This is a genomic window from Streptococcus sp. V913 (assembly GCF_054353455.1).
Genome location: NZ_JBTHHX010000001.1, coordinates 681665 through 707758, shown reverse-complemented (window position 1 = coordinate 707758; position 26094 = coordinate 681665). Strand labels below are relative to the sequence as shown.

At 43.4% G+C, this 26094-nt stretch carries 18 protein-coding genes; 15 read left to right on the top strand and 3 right to left on the bottom strand.

Going from position 1 to position 26094, the window contains the following annotated elements:
- Positions 1-168 precede the first annotated feature (168 nt).
- Entirely contained in the window at positions 169-3927 is a 3759-nt protein-coding gene (locus ACXYSL_RS03465) for a pullulanase (protein ID WP_458623978.1), read from the bottom strand.
- 442 nt (positions 3928-4369) lie between these two features.
- Between ACXYSL_RS03465 and rpoB the strand changes: the two genes are divergently transcribed.
- The 9 genes from rpoB to recA all read left to right on the top strand — a co-directional run bounded on the left by rpoB (position 4370) and on the right by recA (position 17585).
- A complete protein-coding gene (gene rpoB / locus ACXYSL_RS03460) occupies positions 4370-7981 on the top strand; it encodes a DNA-directed RNA polymerase subunit beta (RefSeq protein ID WP_458623977.1) in 3612 nt (1203 codons plus the stop codon).
- A gap of 32 nt (positions 7982-8013) precedes the next feature.
- A complete protein-coding gene (gene rpoC / locus ACXYSL_RS03455) occupies positions 8014-11679 on the top strand; it encodes a DNA-directed RNA polymerase subunit beta' (protein ID WP_458623976.1) in 3666 nt (1221 codons plus the stop codon).
- Positions 11680-11787: 108 nt separating this feature from the next.
- Positions 11788-12207, top strand: a complete 420-nt coding sequence (gene ndk, locus ACXYSL_RS03450; protein ID WP_000438306.1) for a nucleoside-diphosphate kinase — start codon at positions 11788-11790, stop codon at positions 12205-12207.
- Positions 12208-12343: 136 nt separating this feature from the next.
- Entirely contained in the window at positions 12344-12967 is a 624-nt protein-coding gene (locus tag ACXYSL_RS03445) for a hypothetical protein (RefSeq protein ID WP_458623975.1), read from the top strand.
- A gap of 85 nt (positions 12968-13052) precedes the next feature.
- Complete coding sequence (tsaE, locus tag ACXYSL_RS03440; protein ID WP_458623974.1) at positions 13053-13496, top strand: tRNA (adenosine(37)-N6)-threonylcarbamoyltransferase complex ATPase subunit type 1 TsaE; 444 nt, start codon at positions 13053-13055, stop codon at positions 13494-13496.
- Positions 13486-14007 (top strand): N-acetyltransferase family protein, encoded by a 522-nt coding sequence (locus ACXYSL_RS03435; RefSeq protein ID WP_458623973.1) that lies wholly within the window; start codon positions 13486-13488, stop codon positions 14005-14007. Before tsaE ends, ACXYSL_RS03435 begins: the two co-directional genes overlap by 11 nt.
- 4 nt (positions 14008-14011) lie before the next feature.
- A complete protein-coding gene (lytR, locus tag ACXYSL_RS03430) occupies positions 14012-15052 on the top strand; it encodes a glycopolymer--peptidoglycan transferase LytR (protein WP_000592173.1) in 1041 nt (346 codons plus the stop codon).
- Positions 15053-15125: 73 nt separating this feature from the next.
- Positions 15126-16382: a competence/damage-inducible protein A gene (locus tag ACXYSL_RS03425; protein WP_458623972.1), complete on the top strand. Its 1257-nt coding sequence runs from the start codon at positions 15126-15128 to the stop codon at positions 16380-16382.
- Positions 16383-16436: 54 nt separating this feature from the next.
- Positions 16437-17585, top strand: a complete 1149-nt coding sequence (recA, locus tag ACXYSL_RS03420; protein ID WP_033585774.1) for a recombinase RecA — start codon at positions 16437-16439, stop codon at positions 17583-17585.
- A gap of 119 nt (positions 17586-17704) precedes the next feature.
- On the opposite strand, the gene ACXYSL_RS03415 is transcribed toward recA, so the two are convergent.
- Positions 17705-18259, bottom strand: a complete 555-nt coding sequence (locus ACXYSL_RS03415; RefSeq protein ID WP_000060287.1) for a GNAT family N-acetyltransferase — start codon at positions 18257-18259, stop codon at positions 17705-17707.
- A gap of 109 nt (positions 18260-18368) precedes the next feature.
- Between ACXYSL_RS03415 and ACXYSL_RS03410 the strand changes: the two genes are divergently transcribed.
- Positions 18369-19739, top strand: a complete 1371-nt coding sequence (locus ACXYSL_RS03410; RefSeq protein WP_061588624.1) for an MATE family efflux transporter — start codon at positions 18369-18371, stop codon at positions 19737-19739.
- A 95-nt stretch (positions 19740-19834) separates the two neighbouring features.
- Positions 19835-20551: a YebC/PmpR family DNA-binding transcriptional regulator gene (locus ACXYSL_RS03405; protein WP_000532898.1), complete on the top strand. Its 717-nt coding sequence runs from the start codon at positions 19835-19837 to the stop codon at positions 20549-20551.
- A 47-nt stretch (positions 20552-20598) separates the two neighbouring features.
- On the opposite strand, the gene ACXYSL_RS03400 is transcribed toward ACXYSL_RS03405, so the two are convergent.
- Entirely contained in the window at positions 20599-21288 is a 690-nt protein-coding gene (locus ACXYSL_RS03400; RefSeq protein WP_458623971.1) for a CD20-like domain-containing protein, read from the bottom strand.
- Between the two features lie 193 nt (positions 21289-21481).
- Between ACXYSL_RS03400 and ACXYSL_RS03395 the strand changes: the two genes are divergently transcribed.
- The 4 genes from ACXYSL_RS03395 to ACXYSL_RS03380 all read left to right on the top strand — a co-directional run bounded on the left by ACXYSL_RS03395 (position 21482) and on the right by ACXYSL_RS03380 (position 26047).
- Positions 21482-21943, top strand: a complete 462-nt coding sequence (locus ACXYSL_RS03395; protein ID WP_045617722.1) for a MarR family winged helix-turn-helix transcriptional regulator — start codon at positions 21482-21484, stop codon at positions 21941-21943.
- The gene (locus ACXYSL_RS03390) at positions 21927-23696 is read left to right on the top strand and encodes an ABC transporter ATP-binding protein (RefSeq protein WP_458623970.1); all 1770 of its coding nucleotides are present in this window, start codon (positions 21927-21929) and stop codon (positions 23694-23696) included. Before ACXYSL_RS03395 ends, ACXYSL_RS03390 begins: the two co-directional genes overlap by 17 nt.
- Positions 23686-25446: an ABC transporter ATP-binding protein gene (locus ACXYSL_RS03385; RefSeq protein WP_458623969.1), complete on the top strand. Its 1761-nt coding sequence runs from the start codon at positions 23686-23688 to the stop codon at positions 25444-25446. Before ACXYSL_RS03390 ends, ACXYSL_RS03385 begins: the two co-directional genes overlap by 11 nt.
- A gap of 97 nt (positions 25447-25543) precedes the next feature.
- Positions 25544-26047, top strand: a complete 504-nt coding sequence (locus tag ACXYSL_RS03380) for a phosphatase PAP2 family protein (protein WP_458623968.1) — start codon at positions 25544-25546, stop codon at positions 26045-26047.
- The last annotated feature ends 47 nt before the right edge of the window (positions 26048-26094 follow it).

Sequence of the window (26094 nt, the reverse complement as noted above, 5' to 3'; positions counted from 1 at the left end):
CTAGAAGATTCCTCTGACCATGGGGTGTTGTTTCTATAGGAGGGCTAGGTTATACTCTTTGAAAATCTCTTCAAACCACGTCAGCTTTGCCTTATCCACAACCTCAAAACAGTGCTTTGAGCAGCCTGCGACTAGCTTCCTAGTTTACTCTTTGATTTTCATTGAGTATTAGTTCTTTTTCTTGTTTTTCATCAACCATCCAAGTCCGAGAAGGGCGAGGATGCTGAATCCAGCTAGGGCAAGAAGGGATTTGCTCTCAGTACCTGTGTTTGGAAGGACTTTCTGAGCAAGAGCCTCTGTAGCAGTTTCTTGAGAGTCAGGATTGGCTACTAGGTTTTGGGCTTGGTCTTGTTGGGTTTCCAAGCTAGAAAGATTAAATTCTGGTTTTTCTTCCACAGCTGGGGCAACGATGGCACCACCTTGAGACAAGCGGAGAACAACGGCAGTGAGAGCGTTCAATTTCAAGCCTTTTTCAGTCCATTCGAGACCTTGAGGTTTAGCGATTCCTACTGGTCCGGCTTGATTTTCATCTGCCAGGACTTCAGCCTTTCTCAAGTGAGCAAAGGCAGTTCCTAGAGTAAATTCGCGAGCCTTATCATCTGCATTGACAAAGACAGCGTAGACATCACCGTTTGGAGCAGTGATTTGGTAGCCGATGACCACATCTTCTTTTTCAACACCATTTTGGCCTGGGACAGTAATGAGTTGGACGCGTTCTTTGATATCTTGTAGACTCTTGAGTCGGAAGGCGTCTGTAGATTGACGAAGAGCGATCAATCCTTTCATGTAGTCACGGCTCTTGACATTTTCAGGATATGCTTTGCCATCAGTTGCTTTGGTCCAATCAAACTTATTGACAGCATCACTTGAGTCGTAAGAGTCATGGATAAAGTAAGGATAGACAAATGGCTTGCCGTCCTTGTCGCGCAACAAGTGAGACTTGTTTGGAACCTTATCTTCAGGAACAGGAGTCTTGTAGGCTGGGTCAAGGAATTGTTTGGTACGTCCGTATTCCTGACCAGAGTGGATAAACGGAGTTCCTTGAGCAGTCAAGATCATGAGGTTTCCAAGTCGCAAACGGCGATGGATTTCAGCGTAGTTTTCAGCCTTGCTTGGGTCTTTTTTGATAGACTGAGCAATGATGTCAAAGAGGGTCAAGTTATCATGGGCTGCGATATACTGGATAACATCTCCAGGACTGTCTGCTTCAAAGTTAGTTGGTTGAGCAATCAGATTTTTAAAGATGGTATTGATATCGCGTTTTCCACCTGTGATAAAGGCAGGTTGGCCTTCGTTTGGATAACCAGACTTGAGGTTGTTACGGATATCATCTGAAAAGACAGCGACAGTATCGGTATGTTTCATCCAATCTTGGTCAGCAGGTTGTACAGGCGTATTTTCATCACCAGTATAGGTTCTCCAGCCTTCACCTAGCATGATAAGGTTTGGATTGAGGGCGCGTGCAGCCTTGTAAGCTTCTTCGATTGAAGCCGCATCGTGATCACCCATCATATCGAAACGGAAACCATCCACTTTGTAGGTTTCGACTAAATACTTGATGGAGTCTACCAAGACACGCTTAGACATGTAGTGGGTTGTTCCCAAACGGCCACCTCCAAAGCTAGTACGAGGAGTTCCGTCTGCGTCCATAAAGTGGTAGTAGTTTGGCTCTAAGTCTTCAAAGATGTCGAGATTGGCAGTATGGTTGTAGACCACATCCAAGATAGCCCCCATACCACGTTTATGGATTTCGTTGATGAGATTTTTGAATTCGGCAATACGTTTTTCTGGATCCTTAGGATCGCTTGAGTACATACCAGTCAAGGAGAAGTAGTTTTGAGGGTCATATCCCCAGTTGTAATTGCTATTGCTTGAAGCATAGGCAGACAAACGTTCTTGGTTCTTCAATTCGTTGACAAAGTAGTAGGACAAGACTGGAAGGAGTTGGATATGAGTCACACCCAAGTCTTTTAGATAGTCTAGTTTTTCGATAAAGGCTTCAAAGGTACCAAATGGCTTGGTCAAGTCTTTTGCGATGGCAGGATCCGAAGTGAAGTCACGAACATGAGCTTCGTAGATAACGGCATCTTCACGCGATTTGAAGTTTCGAATCTTCCCATAGGTCAAGTCTTGCGGACCTAACTTTGCTGGATCGACGAAGGCAGCTTTAGCGACCTTATGAGCGGCATCTGTTTTTGCTAGGTCGCTATTCCAAGCCGCTAATGATTTGGCATAAGGGTCAAGAACGAGGACAGTTTTACCTTGGCGCTCGATTTGGTAGTGGTAGTAGTAGCCAGTGTAGTTGCTGATACCTAGACCTGAGTTTGCGTCCAAAATTTGTTTCCAGGTTCCTTTTTCTCCTTTTTCAAGAGCGACAGTTCCGACCACTTTTTCAGGGTCTTTCTTGTCATAGACGACAACGGAAACCTTATCAGCACTTGGAGACCAGAGGGTAAGGTCGACACGCTTGCCATCTTCTTTTAGGGTTGCGCCGAGTGGACCGTCATAACTGTAGGTCTCATCCTTGAGGCGCCAGCTTGAACGTGTGGTAAAACGGTCTGAATTGTAGCTGACAGTGTAAGGGTGTTGGGTATCAGAGAAGTCGCCAATGTAGGTCACTTTCTTACCAGCTTCATCTACTTCCACGTCTGTGATGGCTACTTTGTTCCCTTGATGGTCAGTGATGTTGGAGTGCTTAAGAATATCTTCTTTCTTGGCTCCGACTAGGGTAGAAAAGCTGCTTTCAATACGAGACTTAGCTACGTGTTGAGCACCAGTCATGCGGATGTCGTGCACATAATAGGGGTTGGTGTAGATGGTTTCGTCATCATCTTTGAGAAAGATTTGACTGTGATTTTTCAAATCTGTAAATTTGTAATCCTCTTTTCGGATTTTCACATCATCGCCTTTCTTGCTTTCGTCTAGTAATAAAAATCCAAATTCTCTTGCAGCTTCATTGAGTGGAATATCAATGTAACGGCCATATTTTCCAGTTGCAGTGAAGTCTGTTCCGTCAGGCCATTCTCCACTGCTTGGGTTTTTGACATCGCCCCAATACCAGAGAGATTTTTTGTCATAGTTCCCGTCGGTGCGATAGTAGTTGACACGGACAGTTCCTGCTGGTTGAGGGCGGTAGTTGTATACCTTGTAGTTTTCATCTAGCCAGGCCTCGTTCATTTTTGGAGAGAGGCGCTCTACCGAACGGTCCCCTGTCAGGTTATCCCCCTTGGCATTGTTGATAAGGAAGCTGACTTTCTTGGCTTGCTCATTTTTGAGTTTGACATCAAGGTAATAGCCGTAGTCATCTTGCTTGGCATCCTTGAAGGACTTGGCTCCATTTGGCCAGTTTTCAGACGGCTTTTCAACATCATCCCAAGTCCAAAGACCTTGAGAATCCTTGTTTTCCTCAGGAAGTTTTTTCACATGAATGCGGAAGTAGTTGTCTGCGATGGGTTCTTCAGAAGATGTGTCTGCTTGTGGTTTTTGGCCTGAAGTTGGCGTCGAAGTCGGAGTATCAGCCTTTTCTCCCTTGCTGTTAGCCTGGCTTGTGCTAGCATCTTCTGTTCTAGGTGTTTCTGGTGCTGTAGTAGTTTCCACAGCAGGAGCTTCTTTTTTAGGTGTTTCAGATGCTAGAACAGCGTCAGTTGCTGGGGCGTCCTTTTTAGTATCAAGGGAAGCGTTTGCATTCTTTTGCTCAGAAATAGGCGTTTCCTTTTGAGTTTGACTCGTTTCAGTCTCAGTAGGAGCCTTGGTCACAGCGCTAGTATTTTCCTGAGTTTGAGGAAGGTTTTCGTTAGCTGAAATAGTTGGCATTGTAGCAGAAAGCAAGACAATGCTGGCACCAATAAGGACAGAACCAGTTCCGTTCTTCAAGGAACGGATACCATAAATCATTTTTTTCTCAGTTTGAGATGGGATCTTTTTCATCACAATTCTCCTTGTGTAGTTGTTCCCTAACAGTATAGCACGAGGTAAACATTGGTGCAAGCGTTTTCCTAGTTTTTAAGAGAAAATATAATGCTTCATTCTCTTGAAATTTTAAAATAATATATAGGAAAAGATTGTTTAAAAAGTAGTAAAAAAACCTTGAAAAATCTGGCTAAATAAGGTATAATATGAGTAATCATTTGTCGTAGGTTTTGTCTGAAATATTGTCCAGACAAGGCTCACAGCAGTTAAATCTTCTGAAAAAGTCAGATTTAGCTGCTCTTTTTGTGCTTTTTTTCAGGTTTTTGAGTGTTTGTAACAAAGATTTAAAGATTCTGAAAATTCATCAAAGGGACACGGTGATAGGGGTTTTTAAAACCATATGACGATTAGAAAAGCCTGATTGATAAGGCTTGGAATTTATTTACAAAGGAGAATCATCTTGGCAGGACATGACGTTCAATACGGGAAACATCGTACCCGTCGTAGTTTTTCAAGAATCAAAGAAGTTCTTGACTTACCAAATTTGATTGAAATTCAAACGGATTCATTCAAAGATTTCCTAGACCACGGACTTAAGGAAGTATTTGAAGATGTATTGCCAATTTCAAACTTCACAGACACAATGGAGTTGGAATTTGTTGGCTATGAAATCAAGGAACCAAAATACACGCTCGAAGAAGCTCGTATCCACGATGCTAGCTACTCAGCCCCAATTTTTGTAACCTTCCGCTTGATCAATAAAGAAACAGGCGAAATCAAGACTCAAGAAGTCTTCTTTGGTGATTTCCCAATCATGACTGAGATGGGTACTTTCATCATCAATGGTGGTGAACGTATTATCGTTTCTCAGTTGGTTCGCTCACCAGGTGTTTACTTTAATGACAAAGTAGACAAGAACGGTAAAGTGGGTTACGGTTCTACTGTTATCCCTAACCGTGGAGCTTGGTTGGAACTTGAAAGCGACTCAAAAGACATCGCTTATACTCGTATCGACCGTACTCGTAAGATTCCATTTACGACCTTGGTTCGTGCGCTTGGTTTCTCAGGTGATGATGAAATCTTTGACATCTTTGGTGATAGCGAATTGGTTCGCAATACTGTTGAAAAAGATATCCACAAGAATCCAATGGACTCTCGTACAGACGAAGCCTTGAAAGAAATTTACGAACGCCTTCGTCCAGGTGAGCCTAAAACTGCTGAAAGCTCACGTAGCTTGCTTGTGGCACGTTTCTTTGATCCACGTCGCTATGACTTAGCAGTCGTTGGTCGTTACAAGATTAATAAAAAATTGAACATCAAAACACGCTTGCTCAACCAAACCATCGCTGAGCCATTGGTAGATCCTGAAACCGGTGAAATTTTGGTAGAAGCTAATACAGTTATGACTCGTAGCGTGATTGAAAGCATCGAGCACCACTTGGATGGCGACTTGAACAAGATTGTTTATATTCCAAACGATGCAGCTGTTTTGACTGAACCGGTTGTCCTTCAAAAATTCAAGGTTGTTGCCCCAACGGACCCAGACCGTGTTGTAACCATCATCGGAAATGCCAATCCTGACGACAAGGTTCGTGTTGTAACTCCTGCGGATATCCTTGCAGAGATGAGCTACTTCCTCAACTTGGCGGAAGGTATCGGACGTGTGGATGATATCGACCACCTTGGAAACCGTCGTATCCGTGCAGTTGGTGAATTGCTTGCAAACCAAGTACGTCTTGGACTTTCTCGTATGGAACGTAATGTCCGTGAACGTATGTCTGTTCAGGACAATGAAGTTTTGACACCGCAACAAATTATCAACATCCGCCCGGTGACAGCTGCGATCAAAGAATTCTTTGGTTCTTCACAATTGTCCCAGTTCATGGACCAACACAACCCACTTTCTGAGTTGTCTCACAAACGTCGTTTGTCAGCCTTAGGACCTGGTGGTTTGACTCGTGACCGTGCTGGATATGAAGTACGTGACGTGCATTACACTCACTACGGTCGTATGTGTCCAATCGAGACACCTGAAGGACCTAACATCGGTTTGATCAATAACTTGTCATCATACGGTCACTTGAACAAGTATGGATTTGTTCAAACACCATATCGTAAGGTTGACCGTGAAACTGGTGTAGTCACAAACGAAATCGTTTGGTTGACAGCCGATGAAGAAGATGAATTTACTGTAGCACAGGCTAACTCTCGCCTCAACGAAGATGGTACTTTTGCTGAGAAGGTTGTCATGGGACGTCACCAAGGGGTCAACCAAGAGTATCCAGCAGAAGTAGTTGACTACATGGACGTTTCACCAAAACAGGTAGTTGCCGTTGCGACTGCATGTATTCCTTTCTTGGAAAACGATGACTCCAACCGTGCCCTCATGGGTGCCAACATGCAACGTCAGGCTGTGCCATTGATTGATCCAAAAGCACCTTACGTTGGTACTGGTATGGAATACCAAGCAGCCCATGACTCTGGAGCTGCGGTTATTGCTCAGCATGATGGTAAAGTTACCTACGCAGATGCGGACAAGGTAGAAGTTCGCCGTGAAGATGGTTCCCTAGATGTTTATCACATTCAAAAATTCCGCCGTTCAAACTCAGGTACTGCCTACAACCAACGTACCCTCGTTAAAGTTGGTGATGTCGTTGAAAAAGGCGACTTTATCGCTGACGGACCTTCTATGGAAAATGGAGAAATGGCGCTTGGACAAAACCCAATCGTTGCCTACATGACTTGGGAAGGTTACAACTTCGAAGATGCCGTTATCATGAGCGAACGCCTGGTGAAAGACGATGTCTACACATCTGTCCACCTCGAAGAATACGAATCAGAAACGCGCGATACAAAGCTTGGGCCTGAGGAAATTACTCGTGAGATTCCAAACGTTGGGGAAGATGCCCTTAAAAACCTTGACGAAATGGGAATTATCCGTATTGGTGCCGAGGTTAAAGAAGGCGATATCCTTGTAGGTAAAGTCACACCTAAGGGTGAAAAAGATCTTTCAGCTGAAGAACGCCTCTTGCACGCTATCTTCGGAGACAAGTCTCGTGAAGTACGTGATACTTCTCTTCGTGTACCACACGGTGCCGATGGTGTCGTTCGTGATGTTAAGATCTTTACACGTGCAAATGGAGATGAGTTGCAATCAGGCGTTAACATGCTGGTTCGCGTCTACATCGCTCAAAAACGTAAGATCAAGGTCGGAGATAAGATGGCCGGACGTCACGGAAACAAGGGGGTTGTCTCTCGTATCGTTCCTGTAGAAGACATGCCTTACCTTCCAGACGGAACTCCAGTTGATATCATGTTGAACCCACTTGGGGTACCATCACGTATGAATATCGGTCAGGTTATGGAGCTTCACCTTGGTATGGCAGCACGTACTCTTGGTATCCACATCGCAACACCAGTCTTTGACGGAGCAAGTTCTGAAGATCTTTGGGACACTGTCAAAGAAGCAGGTATGGATAGCGATGCCAAGACTATCCTTTATGATGGACGTACTGGTGAACCATTTGACAACCGTGTATCAGTTGGTGTCATGTACATGATTAAACTCCACCACATGGTTGATGATAAATTGCACGCGCGTTCAGTCGGGCCTTACTCAACCGTTACTCAACAGCCACTCGGAGGTAAAGCTCAGTTTGGTGGACAACGTTTCGGTGAGATGGAGGTTTGGGCCCTTGAAGCCTACGGTGCGTCAAATGTCCTTCAAGAAATCTTGACTTACAAGTCTGACGATATTAACGGACGTTTGAGAGCTTATGAAGCTATTACAAAAGGAAAACCAATTCCAAAACCAGGTGTTCCAGAATCATTCCGAGTTCTTGTGAAAGAATTGCAATCTCTTGGTCTTGACATGCGTGTCCTTGACGAAGATGACCAAGAAGTGGAACTTCGCGACTTGGATGAAGGAATGGACGAAGATGTCATCCACGTAGATGACCTTGAAAAAGCCCGCGAAAAAGCAGCCCAAGAGGCTAAAGCAGCCTTTGAAGCTGAAGAAGCAGAGAAAGCAACAAAAGCGGAAGCAACAGAAGAAACTGCTGAACAAGAATAAGCAGTTCACTTAGAATAGAAAGGGAAGAAATAGTGGTTGATGTAAATCGTTTTAAAAGTATGCAAATCACCCTAGCTTCTCCAAGCAAAGTCCGTTCATGGTCTTATGGAGAAGTCAAAAAACCTGAAACAATCAATTACCGTACGTTGAAACCAGAACGTGAAGGACTCTTTGACGAAGTCATCTTTGGTCCTACAAAAGACTGGGAATGTGCTTGTGGTAAGTACAAACGCATTCGTTACAGAGGGATTGTTTGTGACCGTTGTGGGGTTGAAGTAACGCGTACAAAAGTTCGTCGTGAGCGTATGGGGCACATCGAGTTGAAAGCTCCTGTATCTCACATCTGGTATTTCAAGGGGATTCCAAGCCGTATGGGCTTGACCCTTGATATGAGCCCTCGTGCCCTCGAGGAAGTTATCTACTTTGCGGCTTATGTGGTGATTGATCCTAAGGATACACCACTTGAGCACAAGTCTATCATGACAGAGCGCGAATACCGTGAGCGCTTGCGTGAGTATGGCTATGGATCATTCGTTGCCAAGATGGGTGCCGAAGCCATCCAAGACCTTTTGAAACAAGTAGATCTTGAAAAAGAAATTGCTGAACTCAAAGAAGAGTTGAAAACAGCTACTGGACAAAAACGTGTCAAAGCTATCCGTCGTTTGGATGTTTTGGATGCCTTTTACAAGTCTGGGAACAAACCTGAATGGATGGTTCTTAACATCCTCCCAGTTATTCCACCAGATCTCCGTCCAATGTTGCAGTTGGATGGTGGCCGTTTTGCCTCATCTGACTTGAACGACCTTTACCGTCGTGTCATCAACCGTAACAACCGTTTGGCTCGTTTGCTTGAGTTGAATGCACCAGGTATCATCGTTCAAAATGAGAAGCGTATGCTTCAAGAAGCGGTTGACGCTTTGATTGATAATGGTCGTCGTGGTCGTCCAATCACAGGACCAGGTAGCCGTCCACTAAAATCATTGAGCCACATGCTCAAAGGTAAACAAGGACGCTTCCGTCAAAACTTGCTCGGTAAACGTGTTGACTTCTCAGGACGTTCCGTTATCGCCGTTGGTCCAACTCTTAAGATGTACCAATGTGGTGTGCCACGCGAAATGGCGATCGAGCTCTTTAAACCATTTGTCATGCGCGAAATCGTTGCCCGTGACATCGTGCAAAACGTTAAAGCGGCTAAACGCTTGGTAGAACGTGGAGATGAACGTATCTGGGATATCCTCGAAGAAGTAATCAAAGAACACCCAGTCCTTTTGAACCGCGCACCGACCCTTCACCGTTTGGGTATCCAAGCCTTCGAGCCAGTCTTGATCGATGGTAAGGCCCTTCGTTTGCACCCGCTTGTCTGTGAAGCCTACAATGCCGACTTTGACGGTGACCAAATGGCCATCCACGTACCGCTTTCAGAAGAGGCTCAAGCAGAAGCTCGTATCCTCATGCTCGCTGCTGAGCACATCTTGAACCCGAAAGATGGTAAACCAGTTGTTACCCCATCTCAGGACATGGTTTTGGGTAACTACTACTTGACCATGGAAGAAGCTGGTCGTGAAGGTGAAGGAATGGTCTTCAAAGACCGTGACGAAGCGGTTATGGCTTACCGCAATGGCTATGTTCACCTCCACTCACGTGTTGGTATCGCGACAGACAGCCTCAATAAACCATGGACAGAAGAGCAAAAACACAAGGTCTTGCTTACAACAGTTGGTAAAATCCTCTTCAACGACATCATGCCAGAGGGTCTACCTTACTTGCAAGAACCAAATAATGCGAACTTGACAGAAGGACTCCCAGCTAAGTACTTCTTGCCACTAGGTGGCGATATCAAGGAAGCCATTCGCAACCTTGAACTCAATCCTCCATTCAAGAAGAAAAACCTTGGAAATATCATCGCTGAGATTTTCAAACGTTTCCGTACAACAGAAACTTCTGCATTCTTGGACCGATTGAAAGACTTAGGCTACCATCATTCAACACTTGCTGGATTGACAGTGGGGATTGCTGATATCCCAGTGGTTGAAGACAAGGCTGAAATCATCGAAGAATCTCATAAGCGTGTAGAGCAGATCACAAAACAGTTCCGTCGTGGTTTGATCACTGATGATGAACGTTACAATGCCGTTACAGCTGAATGGCGTGCAGCTCGTGAGAAATTGGAAAAACGCTTGGTTGATAATCAAGATCCGAAGAACCCAATCGTTATGATGATGGACTCAGGAGCCCGTGGTAACATCTCGAACTTCTCACAACTTGCCGGTATGCGTGGTCTGATGGCCGCTCCGAACGGACGTATCATGGAATTGCCAATCCTTTCAAACTTCCGCGAAGGTTTGTCAGTACTCGAAATGTTCTTCTCAACTCACGGTGCGCGTAAAGGTATGACCGATACGGCCCTTAAGACAGCCGACTCAGGTTACTTGACTCGTCGTTTGGTTGACGTTGCCCAAGACGTTATCATCCGTGAGGACGACTGTGGAACAGACCGTGGTCTCTTAATCCGCTCTATCGCAGAAGGAAAAGAGATGATCGAGTCTCTCGAAGAACGTCTCAATGGTCGTTATACTAAGAAAACTGTTAAACACCCAGAAACTGGCGAAGTCATCATTGGTCCAAATGAGTTAATCACAGAAGACAAGGCGCGCGAGATTGTCAATGCTGGTGTGGAAGAAGTGACTATCCGTTCCGTATTTACATGTAACACTCGTCATGGTGTCTGCCGTCACTGTTACGGTATCAACTTGGCGACTGGTGATGCGGTTGAAGTTGGTGAAGCAGTTGGTACAATCGCTGCCCAATCTATCGGGGAACCTGGTACACAACTTACAATGCGTACCTTCCACACGGGTGGAGTTGCCTCAAATACCGATATCACTCAAGGTCTTCCTCGTGTCCAAGAAATCTTTGAAGCCCGCAATCCAAAAGGGGAAGCGGTCATCACAGAGGTCAAGGGACAAGTTACCGCCATTGAAGAAGACGCGTCAACTCGTACGAAGAAAGTCTTTGTTAAGGGTGAAACTGGCGAAGGTGAATACGTCGTTCCATTTACAGCACGTATGCGTGTTGAAGTTGGAGACCAAGTTTCTCGTGGTGCAGCATTGACAGAGGGTTCTATCCAACCAAAACATCTCCTTGCTGTTCGTGATGTCTTGTCAGTTGAAACCTACCTTCTCGGTGAAGTCCAAAAAGTTTACCGTAGCCAAGGGGTAGAAATCGGTGACAAACACATCGAGGTTATGGTTCGTCAAATGATCCGTAAAGTCCGTGTCATGGATCCAGGTGATACAGATCTTCTCATGGGTACCCTTTTAGACATCAACGATTTTACAGATGCTAATAAAGATGTCCTTATCGCAGGTGGAGTTCCAGCGACTGGTCGCCCAGTTCTTATGGGAATTACCAAAGCCTCACTTGAAACAAACAGTTTCTTGTCAGCGGCTTCCTTCCAGGAAACAACTCGTGTCCTTACTGATGCGGCCATCCGTGGTAAGAAAGATCATCTCCTTGGACTCAAGGAAAATGTTATCATCGGTAAGATCATCCCAGCTGGTACTGGTATGGCTCGCTACCGTAACCTTGAACCACAGGCAATCAATGACGCAGAATATCTGGCTCCTGAACAAGAAGAGGCAGAACTTACTCCAGTAGATGAAACTGTGGAAATCCAATCTGAAGAAACTGTAGAATAAAAGCAAATAAGAGAACCTCCGGGTTCTCTTTTCTTTGTTTCAGAAAATTTTCCCACTTTTTCATAAAGTGTGGTAGAATAGAAGAACTAAAATGACAAGGGGATTTATATGGAACAAACATTCTTTATCATTAAGCCAGATGGTGTGAAGAGAGGTCTAGTTGGCGAGGTTTTGAAAAGAATTGAGCGACGTGGTTTCAAACTCGAAAAATTAGAGTTACGTTCAACAGTTTCAGAAGATTTGATTGACCAACACTATCGCGACTTAGTTGGAAAAAGTTTTTATCCTCCTATCCGCCAATTTATGACCTCAGGTCCAATAATTGTGGGAATCATTTCAGGTCCCAAGGTAATTGAAAGCTGGCGTGACATGATGGGGGCCACTCGTCCAGAAGAGGCTCTTCCGGGGACCATCCGGGGAGATTTTGCTAAGGCGGCAGGAGAAAATCAAGCCATTCAAAACGTCGTACATGGATCAGATTCAGAAGAGTCAGCTAAACGAGAAATCGCCCTCTGGTTTAAGGATTAGATTAGAAGAGAACAGTTCTGTGAATGACGGAACTGTTTTTAGTACCGTTCAGCGTCCTAATGTGACATTTCGGAAGTCATTTATCATTTTCTAATCCTGTCAGAGTATAATTTCTTATACGGAGGAAGAAAAGGAAATGATGAAATCAATTCGTGTTTTATTATTATTAGCTGTCGCTCAAATTTTATTTGGAAGTTGTTTATTGTGGGAGGAATCATTTTTATCCTTAAGAGAAGGAAATGTCTATTTTTTAATTCTCATAGTGGGAGTTTCTGGTTTTTGTTCTGGGATTAATTACTTCCATACCTTGGGTCAGAAAAGTCATAGTATTTTGCATTCTGCAGAGAAAGTGAAGCTTATCCATAATCTTCTTTTAATCATCAATCTTTTAGCCAGCTGTTTCATTTTATCAGAAAGTATCCAAGTTGGTACTGAGCTTCAGCAGGATCTGGTTGACCTCTTTTTGCCTTCATTCTTTTTCTTGCTGGGAGTAGATCTATGGATTTTCTTACCTTTTGATAAATATATTCGGGATATGGACAACCATCTCAACAAGAAGAGAACGGTTGTGATTTCCGTTTTAGGCACGATTATTTTCTTGAGAAATCCCGTAACGATCTCCTCCATTCTCCTTTATATCGGTCTTGGTTTTTTATGTGCGCGTTTCCTCTTTCCAAAATCCGTGCAAAGGGAAATTTCATTTTACGGACATGTGATTCGCGATGTTTTATTTGTTATTTGTATTTTTACCTTTTTCTAAGAAAGGAAAGGAGAACTATAAATTTAGCATAGTAAGTCTATAAAGAAAATTCACACAAAAGAAAACTTTTTGGTATAATAGTAACATGCACACAAAAAATGAAGAAGAGCTTCTAGCTCTCGGAGAAAGATTAGGTCATTTGCTTCAAAAAGACGATGTTCTGATCTTGACGGGAGAGTTGGGTGCGGGTAAAACAACCTTTACAAAAGGCCTTGCCAAGGGCTTGGATATCCGTCAGATGATTAAAAGTCCAACTTATACTATCGTGAGAGAGTATGAAGGGCGTCTGCCACTTTACCATTTGGATGTCTACCGTATCGAAGGAGACGCTGATTCTATTGACTTGGATGAGTTTCTCTTTGGTGGTGGTGTGACTGTTATTGAGTGGGGGCATCTTTTGGGTGAAGATTTGCCAGATTCTTACTTGGAATTGAAAATCTTGAAAGAAGCTGAGGGTCGTTGCCTTCATTTTACAGCTCATGGCCCTCGGGCTGAACAACTCATCAAGGAGCTTCAGGATGGAGTATGAGTTGTGCATTCGTGAGGCAGAGACTTCAGATGCTATAGCTTTGATTGCATTTTTAGATTATGTCGGTCAAGAGACAGACTTCACTAGCCTAGATAAAAATGGTATTATGATGACAGCTTCTGAAATGGCTCTTTTTATTGAAAAGCAAGCTGCATCAGAGAATCAAATTACTCTCCTCGCCTTACTGAATGATGAGATTGCAGGAGTCTTAAATATCACAGCGGATCAACATTTAAGGGTTCGACATATTGGTGATGTTTTTTTAGCGGTTCGAAAGAAATTCTGGAACCAAGGATTGGCTACAATACTTCTAGAAGAAGGCATCGAGTGGGCTAAAGCCAGTGGTGTCTTGCGCCGTTTGCAACTTAGTGTACAAAAACGAAATGAGGCTGCTATCCACCTCTATTCAAAAATGGGATTTATCATAGAAGGCTTGCAAGAAAGAGGAGCCTATTTAGCAGAAGGGATATTTTTAGATGTTTGTCTGATGGGCAAATTGATAGATGAATAACAAGATGATTAAAAAATTAATTGGAATGGTTCTAGGTTTCCTAGCAGTAACAGTTTTAGGTGTAGCGGTTTATGGCTATACCATCTACCAGCAGGGAACAGAAACCCTAAGTAAAAAGACTTACAAAAAAATCGGGGAAGAAACCAACGTTATCGAAGCGACGGAGCCACTGACTATCCTCTTGATGGGGGTAGATACGGGAAATTCGGAACGTACAGATCCGTGGGCAGGGAATAGTGATTCTATGATACTCCTGACGGTTAATCCCAAAACAAAGAAAACCACTATGATGAGTTTGGAACGGGATATTTTGACCAAGATCGAGAATGAAAATGGCCAAGTTCAGGAAGCCAAACTCAATGCGGCCTATGCTAATGGTGGTGCGGAACTTGCAATTTCTACTATTCAAAAGATGATGAATATCCACATTGACCGCTATGTAATGGTCAACATGCAAGGCCTTCAACAATTGGTGGATGCAGTTGGTGGGATCACCGTCAACAATACACTTGGTTTTCCAATTTCTATCACTGACCAAGAAGAGTTTAATAAGATTTCCATTGGTGTTGGGGAACAAAACTTGAATGGTGAGGAAGCCTTGGTGTATTCGCGGATGCGTTACCAAGACCCTGAAGGAGACTACGGCCGTCAAAAGCGTCAACGTGAAGTCATTCAAAAAATCGTTGAGAAGGTTTTGAGCCTAAACAGTGTGAGTCATTATCAAGGTATCCTCAAAGCTTTGAGTGATAACATGCAGACCAATGTGGACTTATCAGCTAAGAGCATTCCACAATTGCTCGGCTATCAAGATTCTTTCAAAAATATTGAGACGCATCAATTGCGCGGAGAAGATGCTGAGCTACAAGGGATTTCTTATCAGATTGTCACTTCAGAACATATGCTCGAAATGCAAAATCTCTTGCGTAGTTCACTGGGTAAAGAGCCAGTGACAGAATTGGAAACCAATGCGGTACTGTACGAAACAGCCTTTGGTCGGACAGCGCCTTCAACCAGTACTAGTGTTTCAAACGAAGAGGTAGAATAAAACAAAGAATCAAATCGTGGGAAATTTCCTGCGATTTTTTCAAAAAAATTCGAATAGATAAATAGGAGGAAAAATGAAAGCAGAAATTATTGCTGTCGGAACAGAAATTTTAACAGGGCAGATCGTCAATACCAATGCTCAGTTTTTATCAGAGAAGTTAGCCGAAATCGGGGTAGATGTTTATTTTCAAACAGCTGTCGGAGACAATGAAGCTCGTCTTTTGTCCCTGCTTGAGATTGCGAGTCAACGTAGCAATCTTGTGATTTTGACAGGGGGGTTGGGACCAACCGAGGATGATTTGACCAAACAAACTCTGGCAAAATTTTTAGGAAAAGCTCTAGTGTTTGACCCTCAAGCACAAGAGAAATTGGATATTTTCTTTGCTCATAGACCTGACTATGCTCGGACACCGAATAATGAGCGCCAAGCCCAAATTGTAGAAGGGGCGACCCCACTGCCAAATGAGACAGGTTTAGCAGTAGGAGGAGTGTCGGAAGTGAATGGCGTGACCTACGTAGTCCTTCCAGGACCGCCAAGTGAGTTGAAACCCATGGTCTTAAATCAACTTTTACCCAAGCTGATGACTGGCACCAAACTGTATTCCCGAGTGCTTCGTTTCTTTGGGATTGGGGAGAGTCAGTTGGTGACCATTTTGGCGGATTTGATTGACCATCAAACGGATCCGACTTTGGCGCCATATGCCAAGACGGGAGAAGTGACCTTGCGCTTGTCCACAAAAGCAGTCAGTCAAGAAAAGGCTGATCGAGTGCTGGATATCCTAGAAAATCAAATCTTGGATCGTCAGACTTTCGATGGACATTCACTGCGAGACATCTGTTATGGATATGGGGAAGAAACCAGTCTCGCAAGTGTCGTTGTAGAAGGGCTAAAGAAGAGACAGAAAAGCATTACTGCGGCAGAAAGCTTGACGGCAGGTCTCTTTCAAGCGACATTAGCAGACTTTTCAGGTGTGTCAGCTATCTTTAATGGAGGATTTGTCACCTACAGCCTAGAGGAAAAGTCCAAGATGTTGGATATTTCCGAGCGAGAACTGAAAAAACATGGTGTCGTTTCAGAGTTTACAGCTCGAAAAATGGCAGAGCGGGCACGTCTCAAGACTCAGTCTGACTATGGAGTTAGTTTGACGGGTGTGGCAGGACCAGATAGCTTAGAGGGGCATCCAGCTGGGACAGTCTTTATAGGATTGGCACAGGAGCAAGGAACTGAGGTCATCAAAGTTAATATTGGAGGCAGAAGTCGAGCAGATGTACGTCACATCGCAGCTATGCATGCCTTTAACCTAGTTCGCAAGGCTTTATTAAGTGACTAACTTTTGATATAATAGTGGATAGGTCTAAGGACCAGTAGAATATAGGAGAATAGAATGGCGAAAAAACCAAAAAAATTAGATGAAATTTCAAAAAAGTTTGGAGCGGATCGTGAAAAAGCCTTGAACGATGCTCTTAAGTTGATTGAGAAAGACTTTGGTAAAGGCTCAATCATGCGTTTGGGCGAGCGCGCGGAGCAAAAAGTGCAAGTCATGAGCTCAGGCTCATTGGCTCTGGATATTGCTCTTGGTTCAGGTGGTTATCCTAAGGGACGTATCATCGAAATCTACGGGCCAGAGTCTTCTGGTAAGACAACGGTTGCCCTTCACGCTGTCGCGCAAGCACAAAAAGAAGGCGGTATCGCTGCCTTTATCGATGCGGAACATGCCCTTGATCCAGCCTATGCAGCAGCCCTTGGTGTGAACATTGACGAATTGCTTTTGTCACAACCAGACTCAGGTGAGCAAGGTCTTGAAATTGCAGGGAAATTGATTGACTCAGGTGCAGTTGACCTTGTCGTTATCGACTCGGTTGCGGCCCTTGTACCACGTGCGGAAATTGATGGGGATATTGGAGATAGTCACGTTGGTTTGCAAGCTCGTATGATGAGCCAGGCCATGCGTAAACTTGGTGCTTCTATCAATAAAACCAAAACAATTGCCATCTTTATCAACCAGTTGCGTGAAAAAGTTGGGGTTATGTTTGGAAATCCAGAAACAACACCTGGTGGACGTGCTCTGAAATTCTACGCTTCAGTCCGTTTGGATGTTCGTGGAAGCACACAAATCAAAGGAACTGGTGACCAAAAAGATACCAATGTCGGTAAAGAAACCAAGATCAAGGTCGTGAAAAACAAGGTGGCTCCACCATTTAAGGAAGCCTTCGTTGAAATCATGTACGGAGAAGGGATTTCTAAGACTGGTGAACTCTTGAAGATCGCAAGTGATCTCGATATCATCCAAAAAGCAGGAGCATGGTACTCTTACAAGGGTGAAAAAATCGGGCAAGGATCGGAGAATGCTAAGAAATACTTGGCAGATCACCCAGAGATTTTTGATGAGATTGACCATCAGGTTCGTGTTCAATATGGTTTGATTGAAGATGAAGAGGGATCCACTCCTACTTCTGTCGCTGAAGATTTGGCACCTAACCAAGAAGTGACGCTTGACCTAGGTGATGGACTTGAAATCGAAATTGAAGATTAAAGATAAAACTAGGGAAAGTTTTCAAAATCATAAAAACGCATAATATCAGGTATTCAGAACCTTGGTATTATGCGTTTTTATCGTGAGAAAACTCTCTAGATTTCTCTTCCTTGAAACAACTAATGATCACTAAAGCGCCTGTATTTGATGTGAAAGTCAAAATAATGTTCATCTTGTAATTTTTGGAAGATGTCGCGATAGGCTTCCTCGTCGAAATGGTCACCGCGGTAGAGAATTTCAAAACTCAAGCCATCATACTCTAGAAAAGCGTTAGCTGTTTTGAAGCCATTTTGTTGATAGAAGCTCATACGAGCTTTTCTTTGTTCCAAGTTATCGCATTCTTCATCCAGTCGCTCTACTTCAAGCAACATGGTTCGCTGGTAAAAATCAGTTAGTTTGTCGATAATTTCCTTCCCATACCCATGACTTCTTAAGTGAGGCATGATGGCAAAAAAGCTAATATAGAAGGCCTTTTGGTTGGAGATGGCAAAAGCAAAGCCAACAAATTCTTCTTCGTTATAAAAAGCAAAAAAGTGGGCGTCATCTCGGTCCTGATAGCGCAAAAACTCAGAAAGGGGGACCCGTTCTTCCTCGGGGAAAGCTTCGTTATTTAGCTTTTCAACTTTATCAAGATCTGGAAACACATCGGTTATTAATTGACTGGTCAAACTCATAAATGACCTCCTTTTCTTGATTATAGCAAATTGTCTCTCTGTAAGCAATTGATTTCGGTATTCGTTAAAGAATCTTGTCGGTCCTCTGGAAAGCTGATATAATATCTTTATGAATAAAAAACAAACAGTGGACCTGATTCATGGCCCCATTCTTCCCTCACTTTTGAGCTTTGCCCTTCCAATTCTGTTGTCCAATATCTTTCAACAACTATATAATACAGCTGACGTCTTGATTGTAGGGCGGTTCCTTGGACAAGAATCCTTAGCAGCAGTAGGAGCGACAACGGCCGTTTTTGACTTGATTATAGGCTTTACGCTTGGTGTTGGCAATGGCATGGGGATTGTCATTGCTCGCTATTATGGGGCTCGTAATTTTGCTAAGATTAAAGAGGCTGTTGCGGCAACTTGGCTTCTGGGTGCCATCCTGAGTGCTCTTGTCATGCTGATGGGCTTCTTCGGCCTGTATCCACTCTTGCAATATTTAGAGACACCTGTAGAAATCCTTCCTCAATCCTACGAGTATATCTCCATGATTGTTACCTGTGTAGGCGTCAGCTTCGCCTACAATCTTTTTGCAGGCTTACTGCGCTCGATTGGCGATAGCCTTGCGGCTCTTGCTTTTCTTATCTTTTCAGCTATCGTTAATGTGATCTTGGATTTGTATTTTATTACGCAACTGCATCTGGGAGTTCAGTCTGCGGGTCTTGCAACCATTATCTCGCAGGGTTTGTCAGCAATCCTCTGTTATTTTTATATTCGTAAGAGTGTTCCAGAGCTTCTTCCGGGTCTCAAACATTTTAAATGGAATAAGGCTCTCTATGTGGATCTCTTGGAGCAGGGACTAGCCATGGGTCTGATGGGGTCGATCGTCTCTATCGGGAGTGTCATTTTACAATCCTCTGTCAATAGTTTTGGTGCAGTCATTATCAGTGCTCAAACGGCAGCACGGCGAATCATGGCTTTTGCCTTGCTGCCAATGACAGCTATTTCAGCATCAATGACGACTTTTATCTCTCAAAACTTTGGTGCAAAACGTCCCGAACGTATTGTCCAAGGTCTTCGTTTAGGGAGCTATTTGAGTATGTCTTGGGCAGCCTTTGCCTGTATTTTCCTATTTTTTGCCAGTCCTAGCCTAGTCTCTTTCTTGGCGAGTTCGACAGACAGCTATTTGGTAGAAAACGGGACCTTGTACTTACGTATCAGTTCTGTATTTTATCCATTTTTAAGTCTTTTATTGATTTATAGAAATAGCTTGCAGGGACTAGGCCAAAAACTTTTGCCACTTATATCTAGCTTTATAGAATTGTTTGGGAAAATTATTTTCGTAGCTTGGATTATTCCTTGGACAGGCTATACAGGTGTTATTCTCTGTGAACCGCTACTCTGGGTTGTGATGACTGTCCAACTTTACTTCTCCCTTTCCCGACATCCTTGGATAAAAGAAGGCAAGAAAATCGTGGCAGTCGGAGGGAAAGCCTAGCTTGCTTTGCAAAAGAAAATCCATTTCCTCTAGTGAAAATCGAAAAGACTTGTGTTATAATAAGAAAGATTAAAATGTGAAAAAGGAGATTCCTAATGGGACGTAAATGGGCCAATATCGTAGCCAAGAAAACGGCTAAAGATGGAGCTAACTCTAAAGTATATGCAAAATTTGGTGTAGAAATCTATGTAGCAGCTAAAAAAGGGGAACCAGATCCAGAATCAAACACTGCTTTGAAATTCGTTATCGATCGTGCCAAACAAGCGCAAGTGCCGAAACACGTTATTGATAAGGCTATCGATAAGGCAAAAGGAAACACAGACGAAACCTTTACAGAAGGACGTTACGAAGGATTTGGACCAAATGGTTCTATGCTGATTGTGGATACCTTGACTTCAAACGTCAACCGTACAGCTGCGAACGTTCGTGCTGCTTTTGGTAAAAATGGCGGAAACATGGGTGCTTCAGGTTCTGTTTCTTACCTCTTTGACAACAAGGGTGTTATCGTATTTGCTGGTGATGATGCGGATGCTATCTTTGAATTGTTGCTTGAAGCAGATATTGATGTGGATGATGTAGAAGCGGAAGAAGGAACAATCACTGTTTACACAGCTCCAACAGACCTTCATAAGGCTATCGTTGCCCTTCGTGAGTCTGGTATCGAAGAATTCCAAGTTACTGAACTGGAAATGATTCCTCAGTCAGAAGTTGAGTTGTCAGGTGAAGACCTTGAAACCTTTGAAAAACTTTACAGCGTTCTTGAAGATGATGAGGACGTCCAAAAGATCTACACAAATGTCGATGGATTCTAATAAAAAAGCGAACAGACTTGCTAGCTGTTCGCTTTTTATATTGGAACTTAGACTCTGGTTCCAGAATCTCTTTGCTGCTGTCTTTCTCCTAGGCCTACAGCTATTTTATGAACTAGTAAGAGTTGACCATTATCCTGTTTTACAAAGGTCAGAGTAACGGTCTTGATTCTATCATCAATGCCAATATAGGTAATTTTCTTTGTGTCGTAGCCTTCAATGATTGAATCAAATTCGGAATCTGGTAGTCCATGCTTTTTGATAATATCCTTGTAATTGGTACCACCTTTTCCTTTGTTTTCAAGGTCACCCTCGATTAAAGCGTCGAACTGTTCTTGGGTCCAAGTGAAGGTATCGTCTTCTTCCTCCTCTTCAGGGAGTGAATCAATGGTATCATCTGTCAAGTCGCGTTCCATTGAGGAATTGGCTTCTCTATAGGAACGGTTAAACTCTCTGACAAACTCTTTGTAGACATTAGCATACAACATTTGGGTCGTAAGGAAGAGTATAATAGAAGCAATTGACAAGGATGTTCCGATAATGGCCATTGTTTTCCGTTTTTTGAGATTGGCAATAAGTCCGATAATACCTAATATCAAAGCGACAATAGCGATGAAAAACGATAGATAATTAATAAACGGGATCCAAGATCCTAAAAGTGCGATGGATCCAAAAATGGTTGCTAAAATCCCTAAAACTTTTTGTTCTTCTGGTTTCATTTGAAAGTCTTCTCCCTTCATCGAGTGAATGGATTCCTATCCATGGTAGCTAGTGCTTATTATAGAGAAAATATTCTCCAATGTCAATTTAGACTAGAATAGTTCTCTAGGAAACTTTTTTCTTGACATCTCCTCCGAAAGTGGTAAAATAGTTCTCATGAAAACTAAATTAGTTCTCCAGAGAACTATATAAAATCATGAGAAGGGAGCAATCATGGACAAATCGTTGTTGATTTTTAAACGTTTTGGGTACCAGATCCACCTGATGTTGCAGAAAGAAGCCAAACGTTGCGGTATTGAATTTATGGGGGGACCGCAAGGGCAGGTCCTGCAGTTTTTAGATCGTCGTGAGCATGATCAAGAATTAACGCTTATCAAGGATATTGAGACAGAACTCAATATCACCAAGTCAGTTGCTAGCAACTTGGTCAAGCGTATGGTACAAAATGGTCTGGTCGAGTTAGAGGCCAGTCCAAGTGATAAACGAGCAAAACTTGTTCGTTTGACCGATAAATCACGATCTCAGATGCAAGAAGTTAAGGCGCTTTTTGATCGTATTGCCAGTAGCCTACTGGAAGGAATTTCAAAGGAAAAGCTAGCCGTTTTTGAAGAAGTTCTCGGACAACTACAGGCTAATGTAGAAAGAATAGGAGGAGAGAATGAAGAAACTCGCTAAACATATTACAGGAAAAGAGTGGGGGATGATTGTCCTTACGATTCTTTTCACTTGTTTCTCGGTCTATCTCGAGTTAGAGGTACCGACCTATATTTCAGAAATAACAGAATTGATTGGAACACCGGGTACGGAGTTAGGACAACTATGGTCTCCTGCTGCCAAGATGATGGGCTTATCTCTCCTAGCCTTTCTGTCTTCTGTAACAGTTGGATTTTTTGCTTCTCGTGTTGCAGCGTCTTACACGACTCACTTGCGAAGAGATATTTTTAATCGTGTTCTAGATTTTTCGCAAACGGAAATCAAACGTTTTTCAATCCCCAGTCTTTTGACTCGAACGACCAATGATATTACGCAGGTTCAGATGCTCTTTACTATGGGCTTACAGGTAGTGACTCGTGGGCCTATCATGGCCATCTGGGCCATTGGAAAAATCCTTGGGAAGTCGGAATACTGGCTCTGGGCAGTAGTGGTGGCCGTCATTGTCAATGTCTTGATGACCACTGTTCTCATTACTCTAGCTTTTCCAAAACAATCTGTCATTCAAAAATTGACAGATAAACTCAATAGCATCACTCGCGAAAGTTTGACTGGGATTCGGGTTGTTCGTGCTTATAATGCCGAGGATTACCAAGATAAGAAATTTGAAGAAGCCAATGATGAGGTGACTCGTCTCAATCTCTTTGTCAATCGATTGATGGCGATTATGAACCCTATTATGATGGCGATTTCCAGCGGTTTGACCTTAGCCATTTACTGGATTGGTGCCTATATCATCAACGATGCAAGTTTGGCAGAACGTCTGCCACTCTTTAGTGATATGGTGGTCTTCATGTCCTATGCCATGCAGGTCGTGATGGGCTTCCTTCTCATGGGAGCACTCTTTATCGTTCTTCCTCGTACCTTGGTTTCTGCAGGACGTATCAATCAAGTATTGGATTTGCATTCTTCTATTGAAAATCCTAGTCATGCACAGACAGTGGACCCTTCAGTTCAAGGACAAGTGGAATTCCGTGATGTGACTTTCCGCTACTCTAAAAATTCTGAAGCAGTCGTGGAACATGTCACTTTCAAAGCAGAAGCGGGTCAAACCGTAGCCTTCATTGGATCGACTGGATCAGGTAAGTCCACGCTTGTCAACCTCTTGCCTCGTTTTTACGACGTTTCAGATGGAGAAATCCTAGTGGACGAAGTTAATGTTCAAGACTATGACTTTGAAGATTTGCGCAACAAGGTTGGTTATATTCCTCAAAAAGCTGTGCTCTTTTCTGGAGATGTCAAGGGGAACTTGGACTTTGGCAAAAGCAAAGAAACTCCTCTAAGCGAAGCTGCTATGTGGCAAGCCCTTGAATTGGCCCAGTCTAAAAGCTTCATAGAGGATAAGGAAGCAGGACTTGCATCAGAAGTAGCCCAAGGTGGAACCAACTTCTCAGGAGGTCAAAGACAGCGTTTGGCCATTGCGCGTGCTTTGGCTCGTAAACCAGAGATTCTCATTTTTGATGACTCCTTCTCAGCCTTGGACTACAAGACGGATCGTATCTTACGCCAAGAGCTAGCTGAGAAAACACAATCCATGACCAAGCTCATCGTAGCGCAGCGGATTTCTACCATTATGGATGCTGACCTGATCTTAGTCTTGGATCAAGGAAAAGTCGTGGGACAAGGCACCCATAAGGAACTTCTAGCTACCAACGAAGTCTACCAAGAAATTGCCTACTCACAACTATCGAAGGAGGAATTGGAACATGGAAAATAAGAAAATGTCTTTTTGGAAATATTATAAACCTTTTCTAGCAGGTCTCCAACTTCCCCTACTAGTAGCGGTTGTAGCAGCTGTATGTTCAAGCATTATCACTGTTTATGGACCAACCAAGATTAAGGAAATTACCAACTTGATTTCAGATGGTTTGATGACGGGAATTGACCTAGAGGCTGTTTCAAGTATTGCTAGCTTTTTAGTGATTCTCTATGTACTTGGTGCTATCCTTAACTATACACAGGCCTATATTTTTTCAACAAGTATCCAACATTTTTCAAAACGCTTGCGGACAGCAATCGCTGAAAAGATCAATCGTTTGCCCCTTGGCTATTTTGATCGTCATTCGCAAGGGGACACTCTATCTCGTGTGACCAATGATGTGGATACGGCGGCGCAATCTCTCAACCAAAGTCTCGGAACAGTTATCTCAGCCAGCTTCTTGTTGATTGCTGTTTTGGTGACCATGTTTAGTATGAACTGGATTTTAGCTCTGGTAACGGTTGTTTCTACGTTTGTTGGTTTTGCGGCGGTTTCAGTAATTATGGCCAAGTCACAGGGTTATTTTAAAGCCCAACAAAATAATCTAGCAGCCGTCAATGGTTATGTGGAAGAGATGTACTCTGGCCACAATGTAGTGACCAGCTACAACGCAGTGGACACCTCCAAAGCGAGATTTGCAGGTTTAAACCAAGACTTGCATGATAGTATCTGGAAATCTCAGTTTATCTCTGGTATCATGATGCCAGCCATGTTCTTTGTTGGGAATTTTAGTTATGTTTTGGTCATCATCGTTGGGGCCGCGCTTGCTCTAGAAGGGCATATCACTATAGGGATTATTGTAGCCTTTATGGTTTACGTACGGACCTTCTCCCAACCCTTATCACAGATTGCCCAAGGGATTACGAGCTTACAACAAGCGAGTGCGGCCATGGGACGTGTCTTTGAATTTCTAGGTGAAGCTGAGATGCAGGATGAATCCCATAAGGAAAGACAATTGACTGGCATGAGAGGAGAAGTGATCTTTGATCGCGTATCCTTTGGTTATACACCAGAACGCACCATCATCCATGACTTTTCTGCGACAGCTCATGCAGGCCAGAAGGTCGCTATCGTTGGGCCGACTGGAGCTGGTAAGACAACCATTGTCAATCTTTTGATGAAGTTCTATGAGATTGATAAGGGAAGTATCCGTATCGATGGTGTCGATACCAAGGATATGAAGCGCTCAGAAGTACACGATGCCTTTTCAATGGTCTTGCAAGATACTTGGCTCTTTGAAGGAACCATTCGAGAAAATCTCATCTACAATCAAACGGGCATCAGTGATGAACGAATGATGGAAGCTAGCAAGGCTGTGGGAATCCACCACTTTATCATGACTTTGCCAGATGGTTACGATACTATTTTGGATGACACCGTAACCTTGTCTGTTGGACAAAAACAGCTCTTGACCATTGCTCGTGCCCTTCTCAAGGATGCACCGCTCTTGATTTTGGATGAAGCGACATCCTCAGTCGACACACGTACAGAGGAGCTGATTCAAAAAGCCATGGACCGTTTGATGGAAGGACGCACATCCTTTGTCATTGCCCACCGCTTGTCTACTATCCGAAATGCCGACTTGATTCTTGTCATGAAAGATGGCAATATCATCGAGCAAGGCAATCACGAGGAGTTGATGGCGCAAGGTGGCTTCTACGCTGACTTGTACAATAGTCAATTTACAGAAGACGAAGCAGAAGAATAAATCAAAAGAAGGCTTGACGGCCTTCTTTTTCTGCACTATACTAGAAGACAAACGTCTCACCTGTAGACGAAAACAAGGTAATGAATGAGAAGTATAAATGAAAAATTATCAAGAATGGTATCAAAATATCAGCTCCAGACTCACCAGCCATCCCACTCTTTTATTTCTGTTACGCAGTTTCAATCGTTTGATGACAGTCGCCATGCCTCTGGTCTACCTGGCCTTGCTAGTCACCACTTACCTGCAACTAGAACTTGGTCAGCAAGTTGGGGTTTATTTGCTTGTCCCTGCCTCAGGTTTTGTGATTTTGTCTCTTTTTCGTAAGAAAATCAACCACCCGCGACCTTATGAAACTTGGGATATCTGTCCCCTTCTTGATAAGGATAGTTCGGGACGGTCGATGCCCAGTCGCCATGTCTTTTCGGCAACGATCATCTCCATGGCCTGTCTGCATGCTAGTCTATCTGTTGGCTTAGCATGCTTGATTTTTTCAGCTTTGCTGGGACTGGTGAGGGTTTTAGGGGGTGTTCATTATCCTAAGGATGTCTTGGTTGGCTATGCTTGTGGTCTGGTGTGGGGATTCCTTTTCTTCCTATTCTGACATGTAAGTTAAGCTAGTTCTACAACCACTTACTGCTTCAAATTGAC

Bases quoted from the DNA above. Each gene is read 5' to 3' on its own strand.
- ACXYSL_RS03405 (WP_000532898.1), top strand. From the start codon at position 19,835: ATGGGACGTAAATGGGCCAATATCGTAGCCAAGAAAACGGCTAAAGAT.
- ACXYSL_RS03400 (WP_458623971.1), bottom strand. From the start codon at position 21,288: ATGAAGGGAGAAGACTTTCAAATGAAACCAGAAGAACAAAAAGTTTTA.
- ACXYSL_RS03390 (WP_458623970.1), top strand. From the start codon at position 21,927: ATGAAGAAACTCGCTAAACATATTACAGGAAAAGAGTGGGGGATGATT.
- recA (WP_033585774.1), top strand. From the start codon at position 16,437: ATGGCGAAAAAACCAAAAAAATTAGATGAAATTTCAAAAAAGTTTGGA.
- ACXYSL_RS03465 (WP_458623978.1), bottom strand. From the start codon at position 3,927: ATGAAAAAGATCCCATCTCAAACTGAGAAAAAAATGATTTATGGTATC.
- ndk (WP_000438306.1), top strand. From the start codon at position 11,788: ATGGAACAAACATTCTTTATCATTAAGCCAGATGGTGTGAAGAGAGGT.
- ACXYSL_RS03415 (WP_000060287.1), bottom strand. From the start codon at position 18,259: ATGAGTTTGACCAGTCAATTAATAACCGATGTGTTTCCAGATCTTGAT.
- ACXYSL_RS03380 (WP_458623968.1), top strand. From the start codon at position 25,544: ATGAAAAATTATCAAGAATGGTATCAAAATATCAGCTCCAGACTCACC.
- tsaE (WP_458623974.1), top strand. From the start codon at position 13,053: ATGCACACAAAAAATGAAGAAGAGCTTCTAGCTCTCGGAGAAAGATTA.
- ACXYSL_RS03435 (WP_458623973.1), top strand. From the start codon at position 13,486: ATGGAGTATGAGTTGTGCATTCGTGAGGCAGAGACTTCAGATGCTATA.
- ACXYSL_RS03410 (WP_061588624.1), top strand. From the start codon at position 18,369: ATGAATAAAAAACAAACAGTGGACCTGATTCATGGCCCCATTCTTCCC.
- ACXYSL_RS03445 (WP_458623975.1), top strand. From the start codon at position 12,344: ATGATGAAATCAATTCGTGTTTTATTATTATTAGCTGTCGCTCAAATT.
- lytR (WP_000592173.1), top strand. From the start codon at position 14,012: ATGATTAAAAAATTAATTGGAATGGTTCTAGGTTTCCTAGCAGTAACA.
- ACXYSL_RS03395 (WP_045617722.1), top strand. From the start codon at position 21,482: ATGGACAAATCGTTGTTGATTTTTAAACGTTTTGGGTACCAGATCCAC.
- ACXYSL_RS03425 (WP_458623972.1), top strand. From the start codon at position 15,126: ATGAAAGCAGAAATTATTGCTGTCGGAACAGAAATTTTAACAGGGCAG.
- ACXYSL_RS03385 (WP_458623969.1), top strand. From the start codon at position 23,686: ATGGAAAATAAGAAAATGTCTTTTTGGAAATATTATAAACCTTTTCTA.